Below are 25,203 nucleotides of genomic sequence, written 5' to 3'. Positions count from 1 at the left end.
GGATCAATTCCTCCCGGTCATCGTCGACTCGAACGTCTCAGGTCGCCTCGCCCGCCAATCGTAGACCTTCGCCTTCACGGGCACACGCATAGTGGCCGGTTCATCCAGTTGCGCATCAAACAATCCAATTGCTGAGTGCGGTTTGGGTACTTCCGTGAATGCATAGGGTACCGTGGAATCCGAGCCGTCCATCTGCCATATGTTCCAAGCGATCACGTTGGCCACTCGGCGCAGTTCCGCGGCGGTCGGACGGCGTCCGAACCGTTCCGCGAACGCATCGCAGTATGTGGCCAGCAGGTTCTCTCTGGCCAGCAGCACGCTGTCCCCCTGATAGTCATAACCGTAGGAACTTTCGAAGGCACGCAATGACCATTTCAGCCATTCGGCGTCATCGGCGGCGTTCTCCGCGACGACGCGCAGCTTGCGGTCGAGCAGTCCTATCCGTTCCCGGACCGGGATAAGCGAGCCCGTAACGGCATCATACCGACTTGTCAGGTAGGGGGCTTCCCCGCACGTGACCTCAAGCACGCGCTCATCCACGTAACCGGTCCAGGTCCTGCCGTCATTGAACACCACACGGCGGCGGGTGGGAATCCAAGTCTGTCCACGGGGAATATTGAACACAAAAGGTCTTCCGAACCAAGCGTCATCCACCGCATTGTTCTGCACGTTGCACACCCATGCCGGCGTGAACACCTCGGCGTTGACCCTAGTGCGCCGAAGCTGTTCCTCGACAGGCTTCGCGGCGCGAGGCATGACGACCGCGGCGCTGCCCGCCGTAACGGAATCACGTGTCATCATGTCGTAGGCGGCGTATCCGTCACCCAATGATCGGTATCCATCGGTGCACCATCGGATGGTGTCTCCCGTGGTCTTGTCTGTCAGCAACATGTCGAGGAGCCGGGCGTCCAGCTCGTACTCGTTCACATCAAGTTTGTCAATGATGCGCAAGTTCCGCTCCTCGTCCTATGGTTCCATGCCTATCAAATATAACAATTCACTGGTCCAGAGTGTCCAATTGGACACCAGCTTGTCATTGGCCGTATTCGTGTGATGCGACGTTGCTCCACGGGATTCTCCGTGGCGTGTGCTTGCGGCGAGCCCCACGATATTGACGTGTTCATGGATGTGGTGCCTGTCCATGACGGTTGACAGCGTGGCGGAACACCGCATAGGTGGCTGACAAGGTACGGTCGGGGCCGGGGCTCCAGTCTCCCCCTGATGAAGATGATGGGATACGCGCCCTCATATCGTGGCCATCTTCACATTGCGTCTTTACAGTGCAGGTAAGGGACTGTGGCGTTTTTCAGAATGCGACGTCGTTCGGGTCGTTCACTCAGGTCGTTCGACCAGCCCCACCCATTTGATGCGAGTCGGCCAACTCGCATCGGTAGAATCCGAGCCGGCCGAACCGACGTCCGGCGAACCACGTAGCCGTCGCATCCACTACCGCAGCTACCGCAGCTACCGCAGCTACCGCACGGCGGCCCCGACTCAGCGTAGCTGGCCGATGCGGGTGGCCAGCGTGCGCATCGTCCTCAGGCTCGCCTCGTAGCGGGCGGCCGCCACGATGAGGATCACACCGCCGATGAGCAGCCACACCCACCAGAACTGTCGCGAGAACACGGCCAGCCACGGCCACAACACGGTGACCAGATGCACCACAAGCACCACCGTGCCGTAGATGAGCGGAGCCTGAAGCCCTCGAATCGCGCCCCACAACAATACGGCCAACGCGAGTCCGAACAAGATGAGCGCCCGCGGGAACGACAGCGGGGAAGTCCAGCTCACCAGCAATGACGGCGCCATCAGCAGGGTGAGTCCCGGCCATAGAGCCGTCCAACTGCGCACGTGCGGCCACGCCATCATCCATCGGACGCCGGCGGCCAACGTCACCACGCCGACCGCGCCGCAGATGAGATCGGCCGGCGCATACGGCCGCGGCGAAATCAGCGTATCGAAGAACAGGAACACGGTCGCCAACACGGTGAACGACGTGACGATCACGCCGACGAAATCCACGCCCCGCGCCTTCGTCACCATCACGCCCTGCGGCTGCGACATCGTCGGTTGCGCGATCGACGGTTGCGTCATCAGCGGATGCTGCATCGGGTTCGGTGCCGACGGATACGGCGTCGTCGGATACGGCGAATTCGCGTACGCAGGCGGGTACGGCGACGGCGGACACTGTGCCGCCGGATATTGCGCCGCCGGAGATGGGTCCGGATACAACGCCGGTCGGGGCGCCGCCGCCTGCTGCGGTACCGGTTGCTGCGGTACCGGTTGCTGCGGTACCGGCTGTGGTGTCACGGCGTATGGCCCTTCCGGATACGGTCCCATCAGAGGCGGAGTCATCGTATACGGTCCCGTCGGACGCGCCGTGGTCTCGCGCCGCACCCGTTCGGGCTTGCGCGTCGGCACGGTCGCACGCATCCACGCGAAGGTCGTCGCGGCGAGCAGACCCACGAACGCGGCCATCGATGTCACGAGCGGCGGAATCCCCTCACGTCCGAATTCGCCGCACACCATGATGAGCAGCACCGTCGAACCGTTCAACGCCGCCGCCACCCGTTCCGCTGTGCTCACCGCGAAGCGCCGCGCTCCCGCTTCGGCCGCGTTCGACGGGACAGCGTTCGTCGGGACGGTATTTGTCGGGACCGTTTCCGTCGGGACGGCGTTTGTCGGGACGGTATTCGTCGGGACCGTTTCCGTCGTAACCGCGCGTGTCGGCAGCGCGCATGCGGCGATCGCCGCAGCGGTGGCCACGAGGATCGCCGGCAGATACGCCCACATGCGTCGGGTCTCCAAGTCCATCGACGTCGGCAGCATACGCAGAATCAGCGTGGTCGAGACCGCCAGCACCCAGATGATCGCGCTGACCGGCACGAACCGCAGTCCGGTCGGCAGCGGCCGTCCGGTGCGCGTCATCGTGCGCACGTAGGTGACGGTGATCACACCCACCCACGCGACGACCACGACGGGCAGCAGCGCCGCCGACGCCCACAGGTCATGCCCGTAGTCGACGGTCGTCACGAACGCGACCGACGCGAGGACGAGCGCCACCGTGGCGACGACGAGCGCGGCGATGCGTTCGAAGTCCGGTGCGCGGCGGCGCGCGTCTGTGGACGACAGCGCCGCGAGCAGGATCGCCGTGACGCCCGCGAGCGCACTCTCGATGGTGAAACGTTGCGCATGGTCCGGAATCGGCAGCGCGGTCGCCATCAGCATGACGGCGACCGGCATCGCGAACACGGCGTACAACGAGTACGCGCGCAACGGCGGCAATCCGCAGGGCAACGGGATACGCCGCAGTCCGAGACCCACGCCCGCGACGGTGAATAGCAGCGCGCCGGCGGCGAGCGACGCGAGTTCGCCGGAGACGCGCGGTCCGCCGATCGTGGAGATGAGGATCGCGCCGATGGCGAGCGCGATGAGTCCCGCCCACGCGAGTCCCTCCGCGGTGACGCGCAGCCGCGGCGTGAGCGCGACGGCCACGCCGACCGCGATCGCGCCGACGACGAGCACGCAGGCGGCACGGCCCACGTCGCCGAGCAGCCCGTATGCGAACCATGCGAACGCGAACACGGCGATGACGACGAGTGCGACGCCGAGCACGAGCAGCAGCGTCTGGATGGTGGACCGGCGCGGAGGTTGCGCGGTCGCGTCCGGTCGAGCGGATGGTTGCGGTTGTGCTGGTTGCGGTTGTGCTGGTGCCGGTGGCGTCGGTGATTGGGGGAATCCCGGTGCCGCCTGTGGTTGCTGTGACTGCTGTGGTTGCGGCGCCGCCGGCGATTGCGGGAATCGCGCCGGTGCTGGTGATTGCGCGGATGGCGGCGCTTGTGCTGGTTGTGCTGGTTGCGCCTGTTGCGGTGATTGCTGTTGCGTCATTGCTCGTCCCCTTCGTATGTCCCCTTCCATTCTCCCACGTGGCTGACGAAATTCCAAGAATCGTCAGCCACGTGATAGCGATTGCGGTCACTATCCGATGTTCCATCCAGTTGCGATTGCGGCCGCGTTTCCGTGGAGCGGCCGCCCGTAGGTCGTCTCGGCGCAATTTTTCCCGGGAATATGTGGCTCCGTCCGGGAATAGTTGTGCTGAGCTGGCGTCAGCGCAACTATTCCCGGATGGTGCGGTGATTTTCCGGGATTTCTTGTGCTGAGACGGCGTCAGTGCAATGGTTCCCGGATGGGTGGGGTGATTCCCGGGAATAGTCGCGCTGGATGGCGGCGAGGTATGAAGCCCCGGGTGCGTCGGTTGGCTGGGTGCCGTCGGTTGGCTGGGTGCTGTCGGTCGGCTGGTGCGCAATCGGCGACCTGGGGTGCCGTTGGTCGGCTGATGTGCCGTCGGCGACCTGGTGTTGTCGGTTGAGTTGAATATCTTGGAGCCTATGACTTCCAATACCCTTCGTATGTCCACCCTGTTCCTGCGCACGCTGCGTGAGGACCCCGCCGACGCCGACGTCGATTCGGCGAAGCTGCTGCAGCGCGCCGGCTACATCCGCAAGGCCGCGCCCGGCATCTGGACCTGGCTGCCGCTGGGCCTCAAGGTCCTCAACAAGATCGAGGAGATCATCCGCGAGGAGATGGCCGGCATCGGCGCCCAGGAGGTGCACTTCCCGGCCCTGCTGCCGCGCGAACCGTACGAGGCCACCCACCGCTGGGAGGAGTACGGCGACAACATCTTCCGTCTCAAGGACCGCCACAAGGCCGACTACCTGCTCGCCCCCACCCATGAGGAGATGTTCACCCTCCTCGTCAAGGACATGTACTCGTCCTACAAGGATCTGCCGGTCGTCCTCTACCAGATCCAGACCAAGTACCGCGACGAGTTCCGTCCGCGCGCCGGCCTGATCCGCGGCCGCGAGTTCGTCATGAAGGACGCCTACTCGTTCAACATCGACGAGGAGGGCCTGAAGAAGGCGTACTACGACGAGCGCGGCGCCTACGAGCGCGTCTTCCAGCGTCTCGACCTCAAGTACGTGCCGGTGTTCGCGATGTCCGGCCCGATGGGCGGCTCCGCGTCCGAGGAGTTCCTCGCGCCGATGCCGATCGGCGAGGACACGTTCGCGCTCGCCCCGTCCGGCAAGGCGTGGAACGTGGAGGCGCTGCACACGCCCGAACTGCCCGAGATCGACTGCTCCGCCACCCCGGCCGCGCACAAGGAGGCCACGCCGGACGCGAAGACCATCGACAAGATGATCGAACGCGCCAACGCCGACCATCCGCGCACGGACGGCCGCGAATGGGCCGCCTCCGACATCCTCAAGAACGTGGCGATCACCATCAAGCACCCCGAGGACGAGGACCACGACGAGCCGTGGCGCGAGGTCGTCGTCGTCGGCGTGCCCGGCGACCGCACGGTCGACATGAAGCGTCTCGAAGCGCAGTTCGCGCCCGCCGAGATCGAAGAGGCCACCGAGGACGACCTCAAGAAGCACCCGGAGCTGGTGCTCGGCTACATCGGACCGATGGTGCTCGGCCCGCAGGCCGAGAAGGCCGGCGTCGAGAACCCGTGCCGCTACTTCGTGGACGCCCACGTGGTCAAGGGCTCCGCCTGGTACACGGGCGCCGACGAGAACGAGGTCGACTACTACGATCTCGTCTACGGCCGCGACTTCGAGGCCGACGGCACCGTCGAGGCCGTCGAGGTGCGCCACGGCGACATGAGCCCGGACGGCTCCGGCCCGTTGAGCTTCGAACGCGGCGTCGAGATCGGCCAGGTCTTCCAGCTCGGTCTCAAGTATTCGAAGGCGCTGGGCCTCAAGGTCCTCGACCAGAACGGCAAGGCCGTCCCCGTGTGGATGGGCTGCTACGGCATCGGCGTCTCCCGCGTGCTCGCCTGCATCGCCGAGACCCATCACGACGAGCGCGGCCTCGCCTGGCCGAAGGTCTGCGCCCCCGCCCAGGTGCACGTGGTCGCCACCGGCAAGAACGCCGAGGCGTTCGACGGCGCCGAGAGGCTGGTCGAAGAGCTCGAGGCGAACGGCGTCGAGGTCATCTACGACGACCGCAAGAAGGTCTCCCCGGGCGTCAAGTTCAAGGACGCCGAGCTGATCGGCGTGCCCGTCATCGCCGTGGTCGGCCGCGACTTCGTCAACGACGGCACCATCGAGATCCGCGACCGCGACGGCGGGAACAAGGTGGTCGTGCCGGCCGCCGACGCCGTCAAGGAGCTGCTCGAGCGCCTGTGAGCCGTGACCGTCGCGCCCGCGATGCCGCCGCGACGTCACCATGACGCCACCATGACATCACTGTGACATCACCAAGTGCCGTGCGCCCCGTCTCCCGCGGGCCACGGCACTTGTGGTAACGGCGGCGACGGCACCTATGATGAGGAAGACGGATAAGGAGACAACCACTATGACGAACACCCCCGGAACCCCGGCCACCGGCACCCCCAAGACCTTCCACACGCCCCTCGTCACCCTCAACGACGGGCATCTCATCCCGCAGATCGGCCTCGGCGTCCTGCGCATCGACGACGAAGGCGTCGTGCCCGTCGTCGAAAGCGCGCTCGAAGCCGGCTACCGCCACATCGACGGCGCCGCCGGCTACAACAACGAGGCGGGCGTGGGCCGCGCGCTCGCCGCCACCGGCTACAACACGGGCGAGCAGCGCAAGAGCCTGTGGCTCACCACCAAGCTGCGCGACTCCCAGCAGGGCTACGATTCCGCGCTCAAGGCGTTTGACGACTCCCTCGCCAAACTCCAGGTCGACTACGTCGACATGTACATGATTCACTGGCCCACGCCGTTCGACTGGCGTAGCGGCGAGACGTGGAAGGCGTTCACGAAGCTGCGCGATGAGGGCCGCGTCAAGACGCTCGGCGTGTGCAACTTCCTGCCCGAGCATCTGGAGAAGCTGCATGAGGAGACCGGCGAATGGCCGGCCATCGACCAGATCGAACTGCACCCCACGTGGCAGCAGCGCGAGGTCGTCGCCTTCTGCAAGGCGCACGGCATCGCCGTCGAAGCGTACTCGCCGATGGCCCGCGGCGCCGACCTCAACGCCGGCGACGGCACGATCGAGCGCATCGCCGAGGCGCACGGCGTCACGCCCGCCCAGGTGATCCTGCGCTGGCACATCGAGAACGGCACGATCATCATCCCCAAGTCCGTACACGCGGACCGCCAGCGTCAGAACCTCGACCTGTTCGGCTTCGTGCTCGAACCGGCCGAACACGCCGCGATCGACGCGCTCGACGGCCCCACCCGCGCCGGCCACGACCCCCTCACCTTCACCTACGCGTGAGTCGCCGTCATCATCCCGCGCGGTTCCGTCGCCGCCGCTTCAGCGCGGAGCGGCTGGTCGAGCGCGTGCTGATCCTCGTCATCCTCGCCGCGCTCGTCGGCGCGGCGGTCGGCCTCGGCCTGCCGGAGATCAGCCCGACCGTCGCGAGCATCACCGGCGAGCGGGCGGCGACCGGACAGGCTGCCGACGTGCTCGCCACGCTCGCCGTCGACGACGATCCGAACGCGTCCGGCTACAGCCGTGACGCGTTCGGCTACCGCGAGACCGACGATGACGGGAACGGCTGCGACATCCGCGAAGACGTCCTCGCCCGCGACTTGAAGGACGTCACGTTCAAGGGCGCGACCGGCCGGTACGCGTGCACGGTCGCGTCCGGCACGCTCGACGACCCGTACACCGGCAAGACGATACGGTTCACGCGCGGCGCGACGACGTCCGCCGCCGTGCAGATCGACCATGTGGTCGCGTTGGAGAACGCGTGGCAGTCGGGCGCGCGCGAGTGGGACACGGCGAAACGGTACCGCTACGGCAACGATCCGTACAATCTGCTCGCGGTCGACGGCCCCGCCAATCAGGAGAAGGGGTCCGCGTCCGCCGCGTACTGGCTGCCGACGAACGGCGCCTACCGCTGCGACTACGTGGCACGGCAGATCGGCGTCAAATCGAAATACGGCCTGACGGTCACGTCCGCCGAAAAGGACGCGATGCTCGCCGTCCTCCACACATGCCCCGGCCAGGCCGTCCCCGCCGACCAGTGAGACGGACTTGAGACGGACTCCGGCATGACTCCGGCCGGCGGGTTGCGCCGCGCAACATGGGTGCGCTATACCGGTGTGCGGTGATCATGCGGTAATCGCGAGGGAGAGTGCGGCAAGTGCAGGATACCGGTATTGCGGATGACGGAGCGCGCGAGACGCGGGATACGCGCGGTGAAACGGCGCGCAAGGCGCTGAACGACGATCGCGTCGTGGACGGCGCGGCGGCGACGAACGATCCGACCGTCGCGAACGCGCGACGGCAAGGGCGAGGCTACGGGCGCGGGCACGCGGTGCGCGTCGCGCCCGGCACCTCCGCCGGCAAGGGCTACGGACGCCGGCACAGCGTCGACAAGCACCGCGACTACGTGAAGGCCGGTGGGCCGGAACGCGTCGAATCGGAGTTGGAGAAGGAACGCCAGCGGGCCCGGCATGAGGCGGGCGCCTCCCACCACGGCCATTCGCTCGCGAGCATCCTCGGACCCGCGTTCGTGGCGGCCGTCGCCTACGTGGATCCGGGCAACGTGGCCGCGAACGTGACCTCCGGCGCACGCTACGGGTACATGCTCATGTGGGTGCTGGTCGTCGCGAACGCGATGAGCGTGCTCATCCAATACCAGTCCGCGAAGCTCGGCATCGTGACCGGGCGCTCGCTGCCCGAACTGCTCGGCTCGCGCATGAGCGACGCCGGGCGCTTCATGTTCTTCATGCAGGCGGAGGTGATCGCCATCGCCACCGACTTGGCGGAGCTCATCGGCGGGGCGATCGCGTTGAACCTGCTGTTCGGCCTGCCGCTGTTCGCGGGAGGCGTGGTGATCGGCATCGTCTCCACCGTGCTGCTCATGTTCGAGGGCGGGCGCACGCACCGCCTGTTCGAGAAGATGGTGATCGCGCTGCTGCTGGTCATCACGTTCGGGTTCATCGCGGGCCTGCTCATCGCGCCTCCCGCGCCGGCCGACGTGCTCGGCGGCCTGATCCCGCGGTTCTCGAACCGTGATTCCGTGCTGATGGCCGCCTCGATGCTCGGCGCGACCGTCATGCCGCACGCTATCTACCTGCATTCGACGCTGGTCAACGACCATTACGCGGGCGGCGAGGAACGGCCGACCACGCGCGAACTGCTGCACGGCTCGAAGATCGACGTGTTCTGGGCGCTCGTGCTCGCCGGCACCGTGAACCTCGCGCTGCTGATCCTCGCCGCGAACTCGCTGTACGGCATGAAGGGCACCGATTCGATCAGCGGCGCGCAGCACGCGATCGTCAGCGTGCTCGGCCCGGTGATCGGCACGATCTTCTCGATCGGCCTGCTCGCCTCGTCGCTGAGCTCCACGTCGGTCGGCACCTACGCCGGCTCGGAGATCATGCACGGGCTGCTGCGCATCAAGGCGCCGATGTGGGCGTGCCGCATCGTCACGCTCGTGCCGGGGCTGATCGTGCTGTGGTTCGCGCCGAACCCCACCGAGGCGCTGGTCATCGGCCAGGTGATTCTCTCGATCGGCATCCCGTTCGCGATCATCCCGCTCCTGCGCTACACGCACGACAAGAAGCTCATGGGCAAGTACGTGGACGGCCCGATCAAGCACGCGGTGTTCATCGCCGTGGCCGCGCTGATCGTCGCGCTCAACGTGCTGCTCATCGTGCTCACGCTGCTGGGCGTGGCGTAGCGGTGCGGTGCGGTTTTGCCCCTCAATGCTCAATCATTCGGAATCTCCGTCGAGGGGCAAGGGACGGGGCAAGATCTGTGCCCCTCGGCATGGAATGGATGATTATCCGCGTGAAGGGACAAGAAAGTTCGCCCCTCGACGCGCAATCAGGCACATTCCGCGCCGAGGGGCACGGATTCCGTGCGGTCGGCGGGATCACTTTTTCAAAAACCGCCATTTTCCAACGATTCTCTGCTCTCCTTCACAGGCCATGATGCTCGGACTTGTCCCTAGATGCCGAATCATTCGTAATCTTCATTGAGGGGCAAGATTTCTTGTCCCTCGACACGAATTTCTCTGATATCTGTGCCGAGGGACAAGCTCACTCACCTCACTCGCCTCAGCACTTCACCCTCACCCCGCACCAGTACTCACCCCCGCACCAGCGCCTCACCGCAGCGGCCGCTCCACCGGGTGGAACGTGAACTCGGCTCCGCGCAGCATCAGCGATCGCGCCACGCCGAACGCGTGCTCCGCCCTCGCGTCGGCGTTGGCCATCGTCGCGCCCGTGGCGACACGGATGATCCACCCGTGGCCGAGCAGCCGGTCGCGTTTTTCGGTGTCCCGTCGCCATTGGTTCTTGTCGGTGCGATGCTGGTCGCCGTCGTATTCGACCGCCACGAGCTGCTCCGGCCATGCCATGTCGAGCGTCATCGGCGCGCCGCTGGCGAACGTCATGCCCGGTACCGTGTATCCGGGCACCGGGCAGGGGATGCCGTGCCGTATCAGGGCAAGGCGGTTGCGGGTCTCCATCGGCGAATCCACGCCTGCCATGATGTGGCCGCAGGCCGCGACGCATGCGCGTTTGCCGCGAAACGCGGGCAATCCCGCGGCGAATGCGGCAAGGCCGTCGCGTATCTGTGTCGCGGTGCGCCCATGACTCGATGGGGATCGGCGTGCGATCGCGGTGACGATCGCGTCGCCGAGCGCGATCAGCTCCTCGAACGGCACGTGTGGTGCGAGTTGCGCCCATGTGTGCATCAGGTCCAGTGCATAGACGTGCCGGTTGATGCGCACCGGTTCGGTGTCGGCGAGCGCCCGCCAGACGTGTGGCTGCGTCGGGATGCCGCGTCTGCGCGTGCGGCGTCGTTTGGTGCTGGACACGGTGTGGAGCAACGACGTGTCGAGGTCGCATGTGGCGGGAAGCGGCACGGATTGGAGCATGAGCGAGGTGGTCATGCCGAACATGAGCCGGCGGCCTGCCGCCGTCGCCGCTTCGGTGCATCGTCGGATGGTGTCGCGTCGGCGTTGCACGAGATCGTCCGTCATGCTCGCCGCCGCGTTCGCCATGATGATGTGATCCGGTCCATTGTCCATGAATCGACGGTAACGATGAGGGGAAGTGCGGCGCAAGCGTGCACGGCGATGTGGTCGGCGCTCTCGTGAATCTTCACATGTTGCGATTCGCATGTGGCGGGAGACTCGCCCTGATGTGGCGGCGTAACGTCCCGGACGGGCGCGGGCGTCACGCCGCACGCCGAATGTGGCCGATTTGGGCGGCAATCGGACGAAACGGGTGATTTGCCGGCGCACGCCGATTACCATGGGGCAGGGTAACGGGGCGCGCCCGCGCGTGTCCGTCCTGCGGCGTGCGCCGCGCGACGCCCCGAGGATGTCCGGATATTCGAATGAAGGATGCAGAACAATGCCGAAGATGTTTGGAACCGATGGTGTCCGCGGATTGGCGAACCGTGATCTGACCGCGCGTCTCGCGCTCGACCTGGGCGACGCCGCCGTGCGCGTGCTGGGCAAGGCGGGCCAGAAGGACGAGAACCAGCCGGAGGGACGCCGCCGCGCGCTCGTCGGCCGCGACACGCGCGTGTCCGGCGACTTCCTCGCCTCCGCGCTGTCCGCCGGCATGGCGGCCGGCGGCTTCGACGTGATCGACGCCGGCATCATCCCGACGCCGGGCGTCGCGTTCCTCACCTCCGTGCTCAACGTGGAGATGGGCGCCGTGATCTCCGCCTCCCACAACCCGATGCCCGACAACGGCATCAAGTTCTTCGCGCGCGGCGGCTTCAAGCTGCCCGACGCGAAGGAGGACGAGATCGAGGCGGTGCTCGGCCAGGACTGGGATCGCCCGACCGGCGCCGGCGTGGGCCGCGTCAGCCACGACACGGTGACCGCCACCAACCTGTACATCGACCATCTGGTCTCGTCGATCGCCCCGCTCAACCCGGACAAGACGCAGCCGAAGCCGCTGCGCGGTCTCAAGATCGTGGCGGACTGCGCGAACGGCGCCACCTCCGTCGTCGCCCCCGAGGCGCTGCGCCGCGCCGGCGCCGACGTGATCGTCATCAACGCCTCCCCGGACGGCTACAACATCAACAAGCACGCCGGCTCCACCCACCCGGAGCAGCTGCAGGCCATGGTCAAGGCCACCGACGCGGTCATGGGCGTCGCGTTCGACGGCGACGCCGACCGCTGCCTCGCCGTGGACGAGGACGGCAACATGGTCAACGGCGACCAGATCATGGGCATCCTCGCGCGCGCCAAGAAGGAGGCGGGCAAGCTCGCCGACAACACGCTCGTCGTCACCGTGATGAGCAACCTCGGCCTCAAGCTCGCCCTCAAGGACATGGGCATCAAGACCGTGCAGACCGCCGTCGGCGACCGCTACGTGCTCGAGGAGATGCTGCGCGGCGGCTACACGCTGGGCGGCGAACAGTCCGGCCACGTCATCAACCGCGAGTTCGCCACCACCGGCGACGGCACGCTGACCGCCCTCACCCTGTGCAACGAGGTCGTCCGCTCCGGCAAGAGCCTCAAGGAGCTCGCCGCCGACTTCCCGCAGCTGCCGCAGACGCTCGTCAACGTGCCGAACGTCGACAAGATGGCCGCCACCACCAATGCCAAGGTGCAGGCCGCCGTCGAACGCGAGGAGAAGCTGCTCGGCGAGACCGGCCGCGTGCTGCTGCGCCCCTCCGGCACCGAGCCGCTCGTGCGCGTCATGGCCGAGGCGGCCACGCAGGAGCAGGCCGACGAGGTGTGCGAGCGCCTCGCCAAGGTCGTCGCCGACGAACTCGCCCTGTAGTCATCCGATAATCATGCCGCGCTGTCCCCTGGCTCCCGCTGGCGGGAGCTGGCAGCCGTAGGCTGACTGAGGGTGGTCCGAGGCAGGAGACCGAACCACCCTCAGTCTTACTTCGTTCGACAGCTCCCGCCAGCGGGAGCGGCAAAGGACAGATAAATGTTCGGCAAGAACACGAAGGTCGACCTCGCGCTCAACCGCGACGTCGAGAAACTCATCAGATCCGGCGGCAAGGAGGGCATCCTGCCGATCGTCGAAGCCGGCGAGCCGGTGCTGCGCGTCCAATGCGCCGCCTACACGGGCCAGCTGTCCAAGCGCACGCTCGCCAAGCTCATCGACGTGATGCGCACGACGATGCTCGACGCGCCCGGCGTGGGCCTCGCCGGCCCGCAGATCGGGCTCGGCCTCGCGCTCGCCGTCGTCGAGGACCATGTGCGCGACGACGAGGACGATCCGCGCGAGATCGCCGAATTCCCGTTCCACGTGATCATCAACCCGAAGTACACGCCGGCGGGGGAGAAGACCGCCAGCTTCTACGAGGGCTGCCTGAGCTTCGAAGGCTACCAGGCGGTGCGCCGCCGCTGGCTCGACATCGACGCCGAATGGGACGACGAGGACGGCGCCCACCACAAGGAGCGGCTGCACGGCTGGCCGGCGCGCATCTTCCAGCACGAGACCGACCATCTGAGCGGCGAGCTCTACATCGACCGGGCGGAGATCCGGTCCCTCACCACCACGGAGAACCTCGAGGACTTCTGGTGCGAGGACCCGGTGCCGACCGCGGCCGCCGAGGAGCTCGGCTTCGAGCTGTGACCTATGGGCCGGCCGTTATGGCCGGCCCATGGCCGCGGGTCCGGGCGGTCAGCCCGTGCACTGCTTGTTGTGCATGCGCTCGGCCGCCTGGTCGCTCGCATCCGACATCGTGTACTCCGGGAAGTCCTGCGTGTTGCGCTGCAGGTTCTCCCGGTTCCCGCCGAGATACTTGAGCGCGTAGCTGTTCGCCAGCGCCTCGCCGTTCACGCCGACCGGCGGGCGGGTCGTGCCGCACTGCTGGTAGACGAGCGCATGGCCCATCTCATGCTTGATCACGTCCGCGTAGTACGGGGTCGTGATGTTGGACGCGTAGCCCGCATGCGCCTGGTTCACGTAGATCACGCGCGGATTCGCCGCGCAGAACGCGGCCATCGTGTATTCGTCGCTGCCGGTACGCGAGCAATACTGGTAGATCTGCTGGAAATCGTAGTTGGCGGACAGTCCGGCCGCCTTGACGATGCTCTCTCCCACGCCCAGATACGTGCCGTCGGCGCCGGCCGTGACCGGCACCGCGCGGATCGCGTTCTCCACGTCGGCGATCGTCTGCTCCGGCGGTGCGCCGCCGTCGGACTCGTAGACGGAGCCGTCGGAACGTTTGATGCGGATCGTGATGCCGAAGTCCTCATGCGCGTTGAGCTTGCGTTCCAGCTCCTTCACCTCGCCCGACTTCGTCTCGTAGATGTCGTCGAGCTCGTCCACGCTCGTGGTGATTTCGCAGCCGAACCGCAGCGCCGACTTGCGGTCCGTGAGGATGATCATGAAATCGTGGACGTAGTCGGCGGACTCCTGCGTGGCGGGCAGGTTCAGATCGTTGAAGATCGTGCCTGCCTCGATCTTCTGCTCGTACTTGTCGTACGTGTCGTTCACGAGCTGCGTGTACGAAGCGTACTGCTCCGAAGCGGAGCAGGGGACGATGTCCGTGCCGTCGTCCGGCAGACCGCCGTCGTCGCTGCCGCCGCCCGTCGAACCTCCCGACCCGCCGGAACCCGAACCGGAGTCCCCCGAACTCCCGTAGCCGTTCTCGACGGCGCTCGTCAGATCGTGTCTGACAGCGTTCACCTTCCACGCGATGCCGGCGAACACGAGACCGATCGCGAGGATCACCACCACGACCACGGAGATCGCGACCACGGCGACCGTCGTGCCGTTGCTTTTGCGCGGGGGGCGGCGCGGCGGCATCGGACCGCCCCCATACGGATACTGCGGTCCGCCCGGATACCCCGGGCCGCCGGAATACTGCGGATACCGTCCGCCCGGATATTGCGGGTATTGCGGTGACGGATACTGTGGCGGCGGATATGGCTGGCTCATGTCGGTCCCCTTCTTGCCGTGTCCTCGTTGAACGATGCGGCTCCCTTAAGCATACCGCCGTATCCGCGCAAACGCCATCGCGGTCTGCGGGAGCAGGTGCCTCGGAGCGATTCCGTGGGGGAACGGGACGGGCCGGGCGGCGGATGCGCGCGCGACGGACTCCCGTGTGGTCTATAGTGGGACGCGGTGATCGACCCGTACGGGCGGTCAACCGACGATTCATCACGATTCACGCGCGTGGATTCGCGGGGCGCAAGCATGCCCGCGAACGCGTGCGCCACGACAAGGGAGCATTGCATGTCCCAGCATGACGGTGTGCACGGCGAAGCCGGCGCAACCAGCGACAAGGCGGAGAAAGACGTCACGGCGAATGGCGACACGACCGGCGCGGCCAGCACCGACGCGAGCCTCGAAGGCCGCGCGAAATCATCGAAACGACGGGGAGGCGGCAAGTCGAAGGCGTGGCTGTGGTCGCTAATCGCCGTCATCGTCGTCGCGGCGCTCGTCGTCGGCGTCAACGCGTTCTTCACGAACAAGCAGGACGGCGCGAACGGCGCGGGCGGCGCGAAGACGGCGGACACCGTCGCCATCGGCTTGAAGCTCGCCCCCGTGAACCTCGACATCCGCCACCAGTCCGGCTCCGCGCTCGAACAGATCCTCATCGGCAACGTGTACGAAAGCCTCGTCTCCCGCGGCTCCGACAACAAGGTGCATCCGGGCCTCGCGAAAAGCTGGGACGTGTCCAAGGACGGGCTCACCTACACGTTCCACCTCAACGACCACATGAACTTCTCCAACGGCGACACGCTCGACGCCGAGGACGTGGCCTGGTCCATCAACGAACTCAAGGCGAGGAAGTACTACAACTACGATCAGGTCGCCAACCTCGACAAGGCCGAGGCCGTCGACGCGCGCACGGTGAAGCTCACGCTCTCCGCGCCCGACTCGAACATGCTGTGGTATCTGACCGGCCGCCCCGGCCTCGTCTACGACAAGGACGCGACCTGGGACGAGAAGACCGGCGCGCTCGGCTCCGGACCGTACACGGTCGAATCCTTCGACCCGAGCGACAAGATCGTGTTCAAGGCCAACCCGAAGTACTGGGGAAGCGCGCACAAGGCGAAGACCGAGAACGTCATCATCCGGTTCCTTCCCGACGACAACGCCGGCATCAACGCGTTGAAGAGCGGCGACGTGCAGGTGCTCTCGCCGATCACCGCCACCCTCGCCGGACTGTTCCGCGACAACCCCGACTACGTGGTCAAGGCCGGTGACGGCTCCGACAAGTTCGTGCTCGCGTTCAACATGACCGACGCCAAACTCAAGGACAAGCGCGTGCGCCAGGCCATCCGATACGCCATCGACCACAAGCAGCTCATCGCCTCGCGCGGCGGCGTCGACGCGAAGCTCGGCGGCCCGATCCCCAAGGTCGACCCCGGCTACGAGGACCTGACCGGCGTCTACCCGCACGACGCGGCCAAGGCCAAGCGGCTCATGAAGGAGGCCGGCTACAGCGAGTCGAAGCCGCTGCAGCTGACCCTCACCTACGCGAACGTGTACGGCACCGAGCTCGGCGACCAGCTGAAAAGCCAGTTGAAGCCCATCGGCATCGACCTGAAGATCGACTACGTCGAATTCTCCACCTGGCTGCAGGACGTGCACACCAACGGCGACTACGAGCTCTCCCTCGTCGACCACGCCGAAAGCCACGACTTCTACAAGTGGGCCACGCCCAGCTACTACTACCACTACGACAACACGCAGGTGCAGGACCTGTACGCGAAGGCGCTCGCCGCCACCACCGACGAGCAGGCCTCGAACTACCTTGCGAAGGCCGCGAAGATCGTCTCCGAGGACGCGCCCGACGACTGGCTGTTCTCCTGGCGCGTCACCATCGCCTACGCGAAGGGCGTCCACGGCTTCCCGCAGAACCTCAGCCAGACCGTGCTGCCCCTGTGGCGGATCACCTACGAGAAGTGAGTCATCGATGCGATTCGTGATACGACGGCTGCTGCTGTTCGCCGCGGCGCTGTTCGGCATCTCCGTTCTCGTGTTCGCCGCGTTGCGCATCCTGCCCGGCGACGTGGCCGTCGTCATGGCCGGCACCAACGCGACCGCCTCGCGCGTCGCCGAACTGCGCGCCGAATTCGGCCTCGACCGCCCGTACCCCGTCCAATACCTCGACTGGGCGGGCGGACTCCTGCACGGCGACCTCGGCATGTCCGCGCTGACCGGCCGCGCGGTCGCCGCGCAGGTCGGCCGGCGCGCCGCGATCACGTTCCCGCTCATCGTCATGAGCCTCATCGTCGCGCTCGCCGTCGGACTGCCGCTCGGCTGCGCCGCCGTCATCACCAGAAACCAGCGCCTGCGCGGATTCTTCCACGTGCTCGCCATCGCGGGCGGCGCCGTGCCCGCCCTGTGGAGCGGCCTGCTCCTGCTCCTGCTGTTCGGCCAGGGCGTGGGTCTGTTGGGCGTGCTGCCCTCGCAGGGATTCCCCGCCGACGGCTGGACGGGCGCGCCCGGAAGCGCGTTCGCCTCGCTCATCCTGCCCGCGCTCGCCACCGGATTCGTGGCCGCCGCCGGCATCATGCGCTACACGCGCGCCGCATTGGAGGACATCGCCGCGGAAGGCGGTCCGGTCGACATGGCCATGGCGTGCGGCATGACGCGCACGCAGGCGCTGCTGCGCGTCGGACTCCGCCTCGCCACCCCGCAGCTCGTCTCCGTCGTCGGATTGACGTTCGCCTCGATGATCACCGGCGTGATGGTCATCGAGAACCTGTTCGCCCTGCCCGGACTCGGCGCGCTGCTCGTCGGCGACGTCGGCAACCGCGATCTCGTCGCCGTGCAGAGCGAACTGTTCCTGCTGGCCGCGTTCTTCCTGACGCTCGGCCTCGTCGTCGACCTGGCGCACCGCGCGCTCGACCCGCGTCTCGCCGCAGAGGAGGAATGATGGACATGCGTGGGATCGTTGCCGTTGACCACCCCCAGTCGTCTCCGACGACAGCCCCCGCCGGCGGGGGCGGGGAGAGCGTGTCTGTCGTCGGTGGCGGGGTTTCCGCCGGCGGGGGCGGGGGAAACGTGTCTGTCGTCGGTGACGGGGTTTCCGCCGGCGGGGACGGGGGGAACATGCCGGTCGGCGATGCATCCGAGTCCCCGGCCGGCACCGGGAATCGCCTCCCGCTGGCGGGAGGTGGCGCGCAGCGCCGGAGGGTGGTCTCACGGCGCATCGCCGTAACCGCGCGGACCATGTGGTCGCGCGGCACCGGACGCTATGCGCTCGTCATGCTTGGAATCTGGCTGGTTGTCGCGTTCGTCTCGCTGTTCTGGACGCCGCGGCCGCTGCTGGAGACCGACGGCTACCACGTGTGGGCCGTGCCGTCGTCCGCGCACTGGCTCGGCACCGACGGCACCGGCGCCGACGTACTGAGCTGGCTGATGGCCGGTTCGCGCACGAACCTCGCCATCGCCGCGCTCACCGTCGTCTGCTCCGGCGCGCTGGGACTGCTGCTCGTCGGGCTCATGGTCGCGCGCTCGAACGCGCTCGCCTCCATCTCCGTCGCCGTCGTCGACGCGCTCATCTCCATCCCCACCGTGCTCATCGCGCTCCTGCTCGCCGTGCCGTTCGGCGCGTCCGCCGCGGTCGTCGTCGGCGCCTGCTCGATCGCCTACGGGCTGAACCTCGCCCGCGTCGCGCGGCCCGCCGCCCTGCTCGCCGCACGCTCGCAGTACGTCGCATCGGCGCGCGCGAACGGCGCCGGCGGCTTCGGCGTGCTCGTTCGGCACATCGTGCCGAACATCACGCCGGTGCTCGCCGTGCAGTTGTCCATGTCCGCCGGAACGTCCGTGCTTGCCGAGGCGGGACTCACGTATCTCGGTGTGGGCGTCGGCGCGGGCGTGCCGAGTTGGGGACATTCGCTCGCCACGTCGGTCAAACTCATCAACGTGTTCCCGTTGACCGTCCTGTGGCCGGGGCTCGTCGTCACGCTCGTCGTCGTCGCGTTGAACCTGTTCGGCGACGCGCTGCGCGACGCCGCCGATCCGGTCGCGAATCCCGCGTTGCGTGCGATGGCCGCGACGACGGTCCCGCACGACGCCGGTCGGGAGCTCCGTGACGCCGGTCGAAAGGAGGCTGCCGATGTCCGTTGAGATTTTCGGTCTGCACGTCGCGCTCGGCGCGAAGGAGATCGTGCACGGCGTGGACCTGCGTATCGGCGATGGGGAGCGCGTCGGCCTCATCGGATCGTCCGGCTCCGGCAAGTCGATGATCGCGAAATCATTGCTGGGACTGCTGCCGCGCGAGGCGGCGTTGTCCGGCGCGATCGCGATGGGCGATACCGCGGTCCTCGCGCCCGGGGCCGCCGGGGACGGGGTCGACGATGCCCGCGGCGGTCGCGGACCGGCGGCGACGTATGCGGACGAGCGCACGCTCGCCGACCTGCGCGGGCGATACGTGGGCGTCGTGTTCCAGAATCCGACGCGCGCGCTCAACCCGGTGATGACCGTCGCGCAGATCGTCGGACTGCCGCTCTACCTGCACTACGATCTGACGCTCGCCGAACGCGTGGACCGCATCAAGGCGATGCTCGACAAGGTCGGTCTGCCGCAGGACGTGCTGCTCAAACGGCCGCATGAGCTTTCGGGCGGGCAGCGGCAGCGCGTCGGCATCGCCGCGGCGCTCGTCACGTCGCCGCGTCTCATCATCGCCGACGAGCCGACCACCGCGCTCGACTCGATCACGCAACGCCAGATCGTCGACCTGCTCGTCTCGCTCGTCGACGACGCGGGCGCGTCCATGCTGTTCATCACCCATGATTTCGCCGTGCTGCAACGCGCCACCACACGCTGCTACGTACTCGACGCCGGTCGCATCGTCGAATCCGGCGCGACCGCCGACCTGCTCGCCGCGCCCAAGGCCGCGCCGACCCGCGAACTCGTCGCCGCCGCACGCATGCTCACGCTGCGCGACGACGCATCCGGTCGCGTCTCCGGTGAGGGGGAGCCGGCGGTGAAGCCGACCGAGGGGGTACAACGATGACCGAACCGATCCAATCCCGGCCGCTGCTCGCCGCCCGTCACATCGACGCGTCGTTCGCGTCGCGCGACATGCACGCCGGACTGCGCGGTCTGACGCGGTTGTTCGCGCGTCCGGCCCGTCGCCAGGTGCTGTTCGACGTGTCCGCCGAGGTGCGTGCGGGGGAGTGCCTCGCCGTGATCGGCGCGTCCGGTTCCGGCAAGACCACGCTGACGCGCATCATGCTGGGACTCGGCGCCGCCGATTCCGGTGAGATCGCGTATCGTGGGGAGCCGGTCTCGCATGGTTCCGCCGGCATGCGCGCCCTACGCGCCGAATCGTCGATCGTGTTCCAGGACCCGTACGGCTCGCTCGACCCGCGGTGGACGGTGGAACGTTCCGTGTCCGAACCGTTGTGGCTGCGTCGGCGCGCGCTCGGCTACGCGTTCGACGAGGTGGGTGCGAAGACCGTGCAGGCGCTGGCGCGCGTCGGCCTCGACCCGCGCGAATTCCTGAACCGCTACCCGTGCGACCTGTCCGGCGGGCAGGCGCAGCGCGTCGCCATCGCACGCGCCATCGTCAACGAGCCGAAGGTGATCCTCGCCGACGAACCGATGAGCGCCATCGACGTGGCCGCCCGCGTGCGGATTCTGGAGACGCTGCAGTCGATCGTGCACGGCTCCGGGACCGGCGGCGGGCGGGGTGACCGTCCGGCGTTGATCGTCGTCTCGCATGATCTGGGCGTGGTCCAGCACATCGCCGACCGCATCCTCGTGCTGCACGACGGCCGCGTCGAGGAGACCGGCCCCACCGCGCAGGTGCTTGGATCGCCGCGGTCCGACTACACGCGCCGCCTCATCGAGGCCGCCTCGCTGTAGCGTTTCGCGGCGGCGGGCAGGTTCACAGCCGTGCTTTGACCATGCCCACCACGTCGGCGTTGATCTCGCGGATGCGCGGGTCGGCGAGCATCTCGTCCACGGTCATCCAACGGCAATCCTTGGAATCCACGTGGAACCGGTCGGCCTTCCAAGCGTCGGGCATGCGCGTGATGTCCGCCTTATAGAGAACGTAATCATAGAATCGTGTCTCATGATGTTCCGCCGACCACTTCTCATGGGATTCGCCGCCCACACGAGTAAGTGTGAAATCCGACTGCGGGATGTCGAATCCGCGTGACAGGTATTCCGCGAGCGTGCGAAGGTTCTCGGACTCGTCGTCGCGTGTCGCATGGTTGGGGAAGAAGTCGCAGTCCCAGCCGGTGTCGTGGTAGAGCAGGTACCGGTTGCCGTCGTTGACGGCGATGATGCTGCTTCGTATCTCCGTGCGGTCCAAATCGATCAGCTCCCTGTACAGATTCCCGGCATTGTAGCCTTTGCTCCAAGTAATGATAGTGGACGCTACGGCGTATACGGTGACCGCGACTGCGATTGCGGTGAATCCGAGCCGCCACCATATGCCCATGGACGTCGTACACGTGGTCAGTATGAGGAACAGCCCTTCCGCGACCGCGGCCAGATGCGTTTCCCGGTGTCCGAATCCGATTCGTTCTCTTCGTCGTTCGAGCAGATATCGGAGTCTCGTCGAATCGATGCGCAACAGCATGGCTGCCTCCTTTCGGCCAATCTTGCGGGCATGTGGGCCAAGACATCGTCCTATGTATCGGTAATGATATTGATTGACTATCAATAACCATATCACCGATGACGGTAGGGCGATTCGGTGTGTCGTTGCGGACATGTCGGGATTGACGCCGTAGGCGATTGGTTATATGGTTAGTTACACAAGTAACTAACCGACGAACCAACAAGGTTGCTTGTACCGGATCATTCGTTCGACTTCAAGGAGGTGCGCCATACCGTGCGATTCGATTTTTCGGGGACCACGCCGCTGTTCCGGCAGGTGGCCGAGCAGCTGGGCGAGGCGATCGTCTCCGGGGCCTTCGCCGAAGGCGAGCAGGTGCCCAGCACCACGGAGATCTCCACCACCTACAAGATCAACCCGGCCACCGTGCTCAAAGGCATGAACCTGCTCGTCGACCAGGGACTGCTGGAGAAACGCCGTGGGCTCGGCATGTTCGTCACCGCCGGCGCACGGCGCAAGGCCGGCGACGCCAAACGCGACGAATTCCTCACCACGCGCGTCGGCGAATTCACCGCCGAGGCGAAGCGGCTCGGCATCGGCGCCGACGAACTCAAGGACATCATCGACAGAGGATACCGATCATGAGCCTCATCATCAACGACCTGACCAAAACTTTCCACAAGGCGTCCGCGCCGGCCCTCGACCACGTGAACCTCACGCTCGAACCGGGCATCCACGGCCTGTTCGGCCGCAACGGCGCCGGCAAAAGCACACTGCTCGCCACCATCGCCAACCGGCTCCTGCCCACGTCCGGCGACGTCGAACTCGACGGCGAGGACGTGCGCGACAACGAGCACGCGCAGGCGCGCATCCACCTCGTCAACGAAACGCTGCCGTTCCTGTTCGGCATGCGCGTCTCCGCGTTCTTGAAGCGCGAAGGCCGCTACTACGGCGGCATCGACGGCGAAGCGGCCGCACGCATGCTCGCCGCGTTCGGCATCAAGACGAACGCCTCGTACGGAGGTCTCTCGTTCGGACAACGTCAGATCGTGCGCCTCGTCGCCGGACTGTGCCTGCCCGTCGACGTGCTGCTGCTCGACGAGCCGGTCAACGGGCTCGACGCGGCGAACCGCGAACGCTTCTACCGGTTCCTCATCGAATCGTTCGCCGAACGCCCGCGCGTCATCGTCGTGTCCACGCACATCATCGACGAGGTCGCGCAGGTCGTCGAACGCGCCGTCATCCTCGACCACGGCCGCGTCGTCGACGCGTTCGACGCTGGCGACGTCGCCTCCCGCGCCACCGTGCTCGTCGGCGACGGGACGCGCGTGAACGCGTTCGTCCACGCGGAAGGACTGCAGCCGGTCGCGGTCGAACGCATGGGGCGTCTCGCCACCGTCACCGTGCGCGGCCACGTGGACGAACGTGACGTGCCCGACGGCATCGCCGTCAGCGGCCTCGGCCTGCAGGACTACTTCATCCGCGTGACCGGCGACGGCGGCACGGCGGGGAAGGGTTCGGTCGCCGGCACAATGGACGACATGGTGGTCGACGGCGCCGCGAACGGTTCCGCCGATGCCGTGACGGGAGGCGATCGCGATGCGTGACGGACATCCTCCGAACGGCGTCCAATCCCGTGCGATGCGACGGGACGGCCTGCTGGCGGCCGTGGCGCTGCCCGTCGTGATCCTGCTGCTGGCGGCCATGCGGTGGGGGCTGTATCTGGCGTCGCAGCGACTCGGATTCCTGTGGGTCAATCCGCTGACCGGCAGCGCCTCCGTCTCGCCGTTCCGATTGGACCGGCTCACGGCGACGATGCTGTTCCTCGGCGCGATCGCATGGTATGCGTGCTGTTTCGACCGGATGCTGTGCCATGGCGTCTCCCGGCGTTCGTTCGCCACGACGTCCGGCGGCGTCGGATCGTTCACGGCGGTCGTCTCGACCGTGCTGCTGGTGCCGTTGGCGTATGTCGGCACCTACTTCGGCAGCATCCGGCTGTATCGGACCGGGCGTCTTGAAGGCGGCACGTGGATTGCGGAAGGGCCCGACGACGGTTGGAGATGGGTCGACGGCTGGCTGGGCAACGGCGTCATGATGGGCCGCGTCAACCGGTTCGTGAACGCGTGGGTCGATTACGACCTCAATCCGCGCGATCCGTACGCCGCCATCAGACACGCCGGACTCCCGCCGCTCCTGTTCGCCTGCGTCATCTTCCTCGCGCTGATGATCGCCGCCACGGCACTCGGCATGCTCGCCGGAGCGACGATCATGTGGACGCTTGACGGCGGGATACGGCGCATCGTCGGCGCGGCCGCGGTCCTGATCGCCGCCTACGCCGCGGGCGTGCTGGCGGTGATCCCATGGATGGAGACGACGCGCGACCCCGCATGGTCCGGATGGGTGGGCGTGCTCAGCCCGCTGTGGATACGCCTGACGCGAGGCGACTCTCTGTACAACGAATACGATGTGGGCCATGCGGAACTCGCCATGCTGTACGCGTGGCTGCCGCTCATCGAATCAGTGCTGCTGTTCGCGGCGTGCGCGGCGGTGGCGAGGCGACTCGCGTCGCGCCATGAGGTCCGTTCCATACGGTTCGTCGCGGCGGCCGCCGGCGGCGAGGGAAAGACGAGGTGATCGCGATGGACGCGACGATGATGAAGACGGCGCGGCAAGCGCGGCGGCATCGGACCGGCCGGCAGACGCACGTCATGATGCGGCGATGCGCGGGACTGTATGCGGCGGTGCTCGGCGTGGGCGTCGTGCTGGCCGCGATCGGCGGCGGCGTGCGGTACCTCGCCATGCAGGGGCGCTGGCACGTGCGGATTCCGTACGCGCTCGACGGCATGCTGGGCGCCGGCGCGGCCGACGTCGAATCATTGACGGGACTGCTGCTGTTCGCCGCCGGCCTGATCTGGTTCCTGGCGTTCGTGGGGCCGGAACTGTGCCACGGAGTGAACCGGCGTTCGCTGGCGGTCGCGCCGGCCGCGTGCGGTGTGGCCGCGGCGGCGCTGTCGGCCGTGGCGATGACCGTGCTGGAATACGGGTTGGCGGATCGCGTCCGGCAGGGCTCCGCCGAGGTGATGGCCGGCGCGTCGCCGGTCTACGGCTGGTGGGGCAACGACCTCTACCAGACGCCGTTCTCCTACCGGTTCCTGTACGCGTGGCAGTATGTGCCCGCCTCCACGGGCGGCGCTGCGAAGGTGTCGGGCATCATCCCCGGCGGATGGCTGTTCATGGGCGCGGCCTGCTTCGCGCTGATGCTCGCCGCCATGGCGCTGGGCCTGCTGGCCGGCGCGGCCGCCGCGTGGGCGTGCGCGGGAGGGGTGAAACGGTTCGCGCTGTCCGTGGGCGCGGTCGTCGTCGCCTACGTGGCGGCGATGCGGCTGTTCCTCTTCAACGGTTCCGTGACGCTGGCATGGCTGGCGCAGGCCATGACCGGCGAGGTCGTCCGATACGGATCGAACTGGAACGAATGGCATCTGTACGTCGCGTGGATCCCATTCGTCGAGGCGGTGGCGCTGTTCGCCGTATGCGTGGCCGTCGCGCGCCGGCTCACGATGCGGCGCGAGGTCCACGCCGCACGGCGGTGGGCGATCTGAACCGAAACGGCTTTGGATTCTTGGAACGCCGCGGATTCCCTCACTGGGAATCCGCGGCGTTCCCGTCATGCGGACATCCGCGACACGCGGGCGGGGAGGGAGGTGGTATGGTGTGAGGCATGCAGATTCTCTTGTGTTGTTGTCG

Annotated in this window: 21 protein-coding genes; 16 read left to right on the top strand and 5 right to left on the bottom strand. The window is 67.1% G+C overall.

Annotated features, from left to right (window positions below):
* Positions 1-3 precede the first annotated feature (3 nt).
* Both Uis4E_RS03795 and Uis4E_RS03790 read right to left on the bottom strand, forming a co-directional pair.
* Entirely contained in the window at positions 4-951 is a 948-nt protein-coding gene (locus tag Uis4E_RS03795) for a restriction endonuclease subunit M (RefSeq protein WP_101621930.1), read from the bottom strand.
* Positions 952-1,494: 543 nt separating this feature from the next.
* A complete protein-coding gene (locus Uis4E_RS03790; RefSeq protein WP_101621929.1) occupies positions 1,495-3,615 on the bottom strand; it encodes an SCO7613 C-terminal domain-containing membrane protein in 2,121 nt (706 codons plus the stop codon).
* A 62-nt stretch (positions 3,616-3,677) separates the two neighbouring features.
* Between Uis4E_RS03790 and Uis4E_RS11650 the strand changes: the two genes are divergently transcribed.
* The 5 genes from Uis4E_RS11650 to Uis4E_RS03770 all read left to right on the top strand — a co-directional run bounded on the left by Uis4E_RS11650 (position 3,678) and on the right by Uis4E_RS03770 (position 9,670).
* Complete coding sequence (locus tag Uis4E_RS11650; protein WP_133125389.1) at positions 3,678-4,160, top strand: hypothetical protein; 483 nt, start codon at positions 3,678-3,680, stop codon at positions 4,158-4,160.
* 228 nt (positions 4,161-4,388) lie between these two features.
* Entirely contained in the window at positions 4,389-6,191 is a 1,803-nt protein-coding gene (locus Uis4E_RS03785; RefSeq protein WP_165784834.1) for a proline--tRNA ligase, read from the top strand.
* A 169-nt stretch (positions 6,192-6,360) separates the two neighbouring features.
* On the top strand, positions 6,361-7,251 hold the full coding sequence (locus tag Uis4E_RS03780; protein WP_101621927.1) for an aldo/keto reductase: 891 nt from the start codon (positions 6,361-6,363) through the stop codon (positions 7,249-7,251).
* Entirely contained in the window at positions 7,248-8,009 is a 762-nt protein-coding gene (locus Uis4E_RS03775) for an HNH endonuclease family protein (RefSeq protein ID WP_101621926.1), read from the top strand. The genes Uis4E_RS03780 and Uis4E_RS03775 overlap by 4 nt, the downstream gene beginning before the upstream one ends.
* 401 nt (positions 8,010-8,410) lie before the next feature.
* Complete coding sequence (locus Uis4E_RS03770; protein WP_423734908.1) at positions 8,411-9,670, top strand: Nramp family divalent metal transporter; 1,260 nt, start codon at positions 8,411-8,413, stop codon at positions 9,668-9,670.
* A 429-nt stretch (positions 9,671-10,099) separates the two neighbouring features.
* On the opposite strand, the gene Uis4E_RS03765 is transcribed toward Uis4E_RS03770, so the two are convergent.
* On the bottom strand, positions 10,100-10,999 hold the full coding sequence (locus Uis4E_RS03765; protein WP_243394313.1) for a hypothetical protein: 900 nt from the start codon (positions 10,997-10,999) through the stop codon (positions 10,100-10,102).
* Between the two features lie 355 nt (positions 11,000-11,354).
* Here Uis4E_RS03765 and glmM point away from each other — a divergent pair, with 355 nt between their 5' ends.
* The gene (glmM, locus tag Uis4E_RS03760) at positions 11,355-12,743 is read left to right on the top strand and encodes a phosphoglucosamine mutase (RefSeq protein ID WP_101621925.1); all 1,389 of its coding nucleotides are present in this window, start codon (positions 11,355-11,357) and stop codon (positions 12,741-12,743) included.
* Positions 12,744-12,899: 156 nt separating this feature from the next.
* The gene (locus tag Uis4E_RS03755; RefSeq protein ID WP_101621924.1) at positions 12,900-13,553 is read left to right on the top strand and encodes a peptide deformylase; all 654 of its coding nucleotides are present in this window, start codon (positions 12,900-12,902) and stop codon (positions 13,551-13,553) included.
* 48 nt (positions 13,554-13,601) lie between these two features.
* Here the strand turns inward: Uis4E_RS03755 and Uis4E_RS03750 are convergent, their stop codons facing one another.
* Positions 13,602-14,864 (bottom strand): hypothetical protein, encoded by a 1,263-nt coding sequence (locus Uis4E_RS03750; protein ID WP_165784833.1) that lies wholly within the window; start codon positions 14,862-14,864, stop codon positions 13,602-13,604.
* A gap of 297 nt (positions 14,865-15,161) precedes the next feature.
* On the opposite strand from Uis4E_RS03750, the gene Uis4E_RS03740 reads away from it, so the two are divergent.
* The 5 genes from Uis4E_RS03740 to Uis4E_RS03720 all read left to right on the top strand — a co-directional run bounded on the left by Uis4E_RS03740 (position 15,162) and on the right by Uis4E_RS03720 (position 20,756).
* The gene (locus Uis4E_RS03740) at positions 15,162-16,844 is read left to right on the top strand and encodes an ABC transporter substrate-binding protein (RefSeq protein ID WP_101621921.1); all 1,683 of its coding nucleotides are present in this window, start codon (positions 15,162-15,164) and stop codon (positions 16,842-16,844) included.
* A gap of 7 nt (positions 16,845-16,851) precedes the next feature.
* On the top strand, positions 16,852-17,817 hold the full coding sequence (locus Uis4E_RS03735) for an ABC transporter permease (RefSeq protein ID WP_101621920.1): 966 nt from the start codon (positions 16,852-16,854) through the stop codon (positions 17,815-17,817).
* Positions 17,818-18,113: 296 nt separating this feature from the next.
* A complete protein-coding gene (locus Uis4E_RS03730) occupies positions 18,114-19,013 on the top strand; it encodes an ABC transporter permease (protein WP_101621919.1) in 900 nt (299 codons plus the stop codon).
* Positions 19,003-19,902 carry an ATP-binding cassette domain-containing protein gene (locus tag Uis4E_RS03725; RefSeq protein WP_101621918.1) on the top strand — a complete coding sequence of 300 codons (900 nt, stop codon included), beginning with the start codon at positions 19,003-19,005 and terminating at the stop codon, positions 19,900-19,902. The genes Uis4E_RS03730 and Uis4E_RS03725 overlap by 11 nt, the downstream gene beginning before the upstream one ends.
* A gap of 68 nt (positions 19,903-19,970) precedes the next feature.
* Positions 19,971-20,756: an ABC transporter ATP-binding protein gene (locus Uis4E_RS03720; RefSeq protein ID WP_101621966.1), complete on the top strand. Its 786-nt coding sequence runs from the start codon at positions 19,971-19,973 to the stop codon at positions 20,754-20,756.
* 22 nt (positions 20,757-20,778) lie between these two features.
* On the opposite strand, the gene Uis4E_RS03715 is transcribed toward Uis4E_RS03720, so the two are convergent.
* Positions 20,779-21,480: a DUF1206 domain-containing protein gene (locus tag Uis4E_RS03715; protein WP_243394312.1), complete on the bottom strand. Its 702-nt coding sequence runs from the start codon at positions 21,478-21,480 to the stop codon at positions 20,779-20,781.
* Positions 21,481-21,735: 255 nt separating this feature from the next.
* Here Uis4E_RS03715 and Uis4E_RS03710 point away from each other — a divergent pair, with 255 nt between their 5' ends.
* Genes Uis4E_RS03710 through Uis4E_RS03695 form a run of 4 tightly spaced genes read left to right on the top strand, consistent with a single transcriptional unit; the run spans position 21,736 to position 25,058 of the window.
* Positions 21,736-22,104 carry a GntR family transcriptional regulator gene (locus tag Uis4E_RS03710; protein ID WP_101621964.1) on the top strand — a complete coding sequence of 123 codons (369 nt, stop codon included), beginning with the start codon at positions 21,736-21,738 and terminating at the stop codon, positions 22,102-22,104.
* On the top strand, positions 22,101-23,066 hold the full coding sequence (locus Uis4E_RS03705; RefSeq protein WP_101621917.1) for an ATP-binding cassette domain-containing protein: 966 nt from the start codon (positions 22,101-22,103) through the stop codon (positions 23,064-23,066). The genes Uis4E_RS03710 and Uis4E_RS03705 overlap by 4 nt, the downstream gene beginning before the upstream one ends.
* Positions 23,059-24,093: a hypothetical protein gene (locus tag Uis4E_RS03700; RefSeq protein WP_101621916.1), complete on the top strand. Its 1,035-nt coding sequence runs from the start codon at positions 23,059-23,061 to the stop codon at positions 24,091-24,093. The genes Uis4E_RS03705 and Uis4E_RS03700 overlap by 8 nt, the downstream gene beginning before the upstream one ends.
* Positions 24,090-25,058 carry a hypothetical protein gene (locus Uis4E_RS03695; RefSeq protein ID WP_101621915.1) on the top strand — a complete coding sequence of 323 codons (969 nt, stop codon included), beginning with the start codon at positions 24,090-24,092 and terminating at the stop codon, positions 25,056-25,058. Before Uis4E_RS03700 ends, Uis4E_RS03695 begins: the two co-directional genes overlap by 4 nt.
* Positions 25,059-25,203: the final 145 nt, after the last annotated feature.

Source organism: Bifidobacterium parmae (assembly GCF_002860365.1).
Taxonomy (GTDB): domain Bacteria; phylum Actinomycetota; class Actinomycetes; order Actinomycetales; family Bifidobacteriaceae; genus Bifidobacterium; species Bifidobacterium parmae.
The sequence above is the reverse complement of the archived record's forward strand: the minus strand, read 5'-3'. Positions and strand labels throughout refer to the sequence as shown.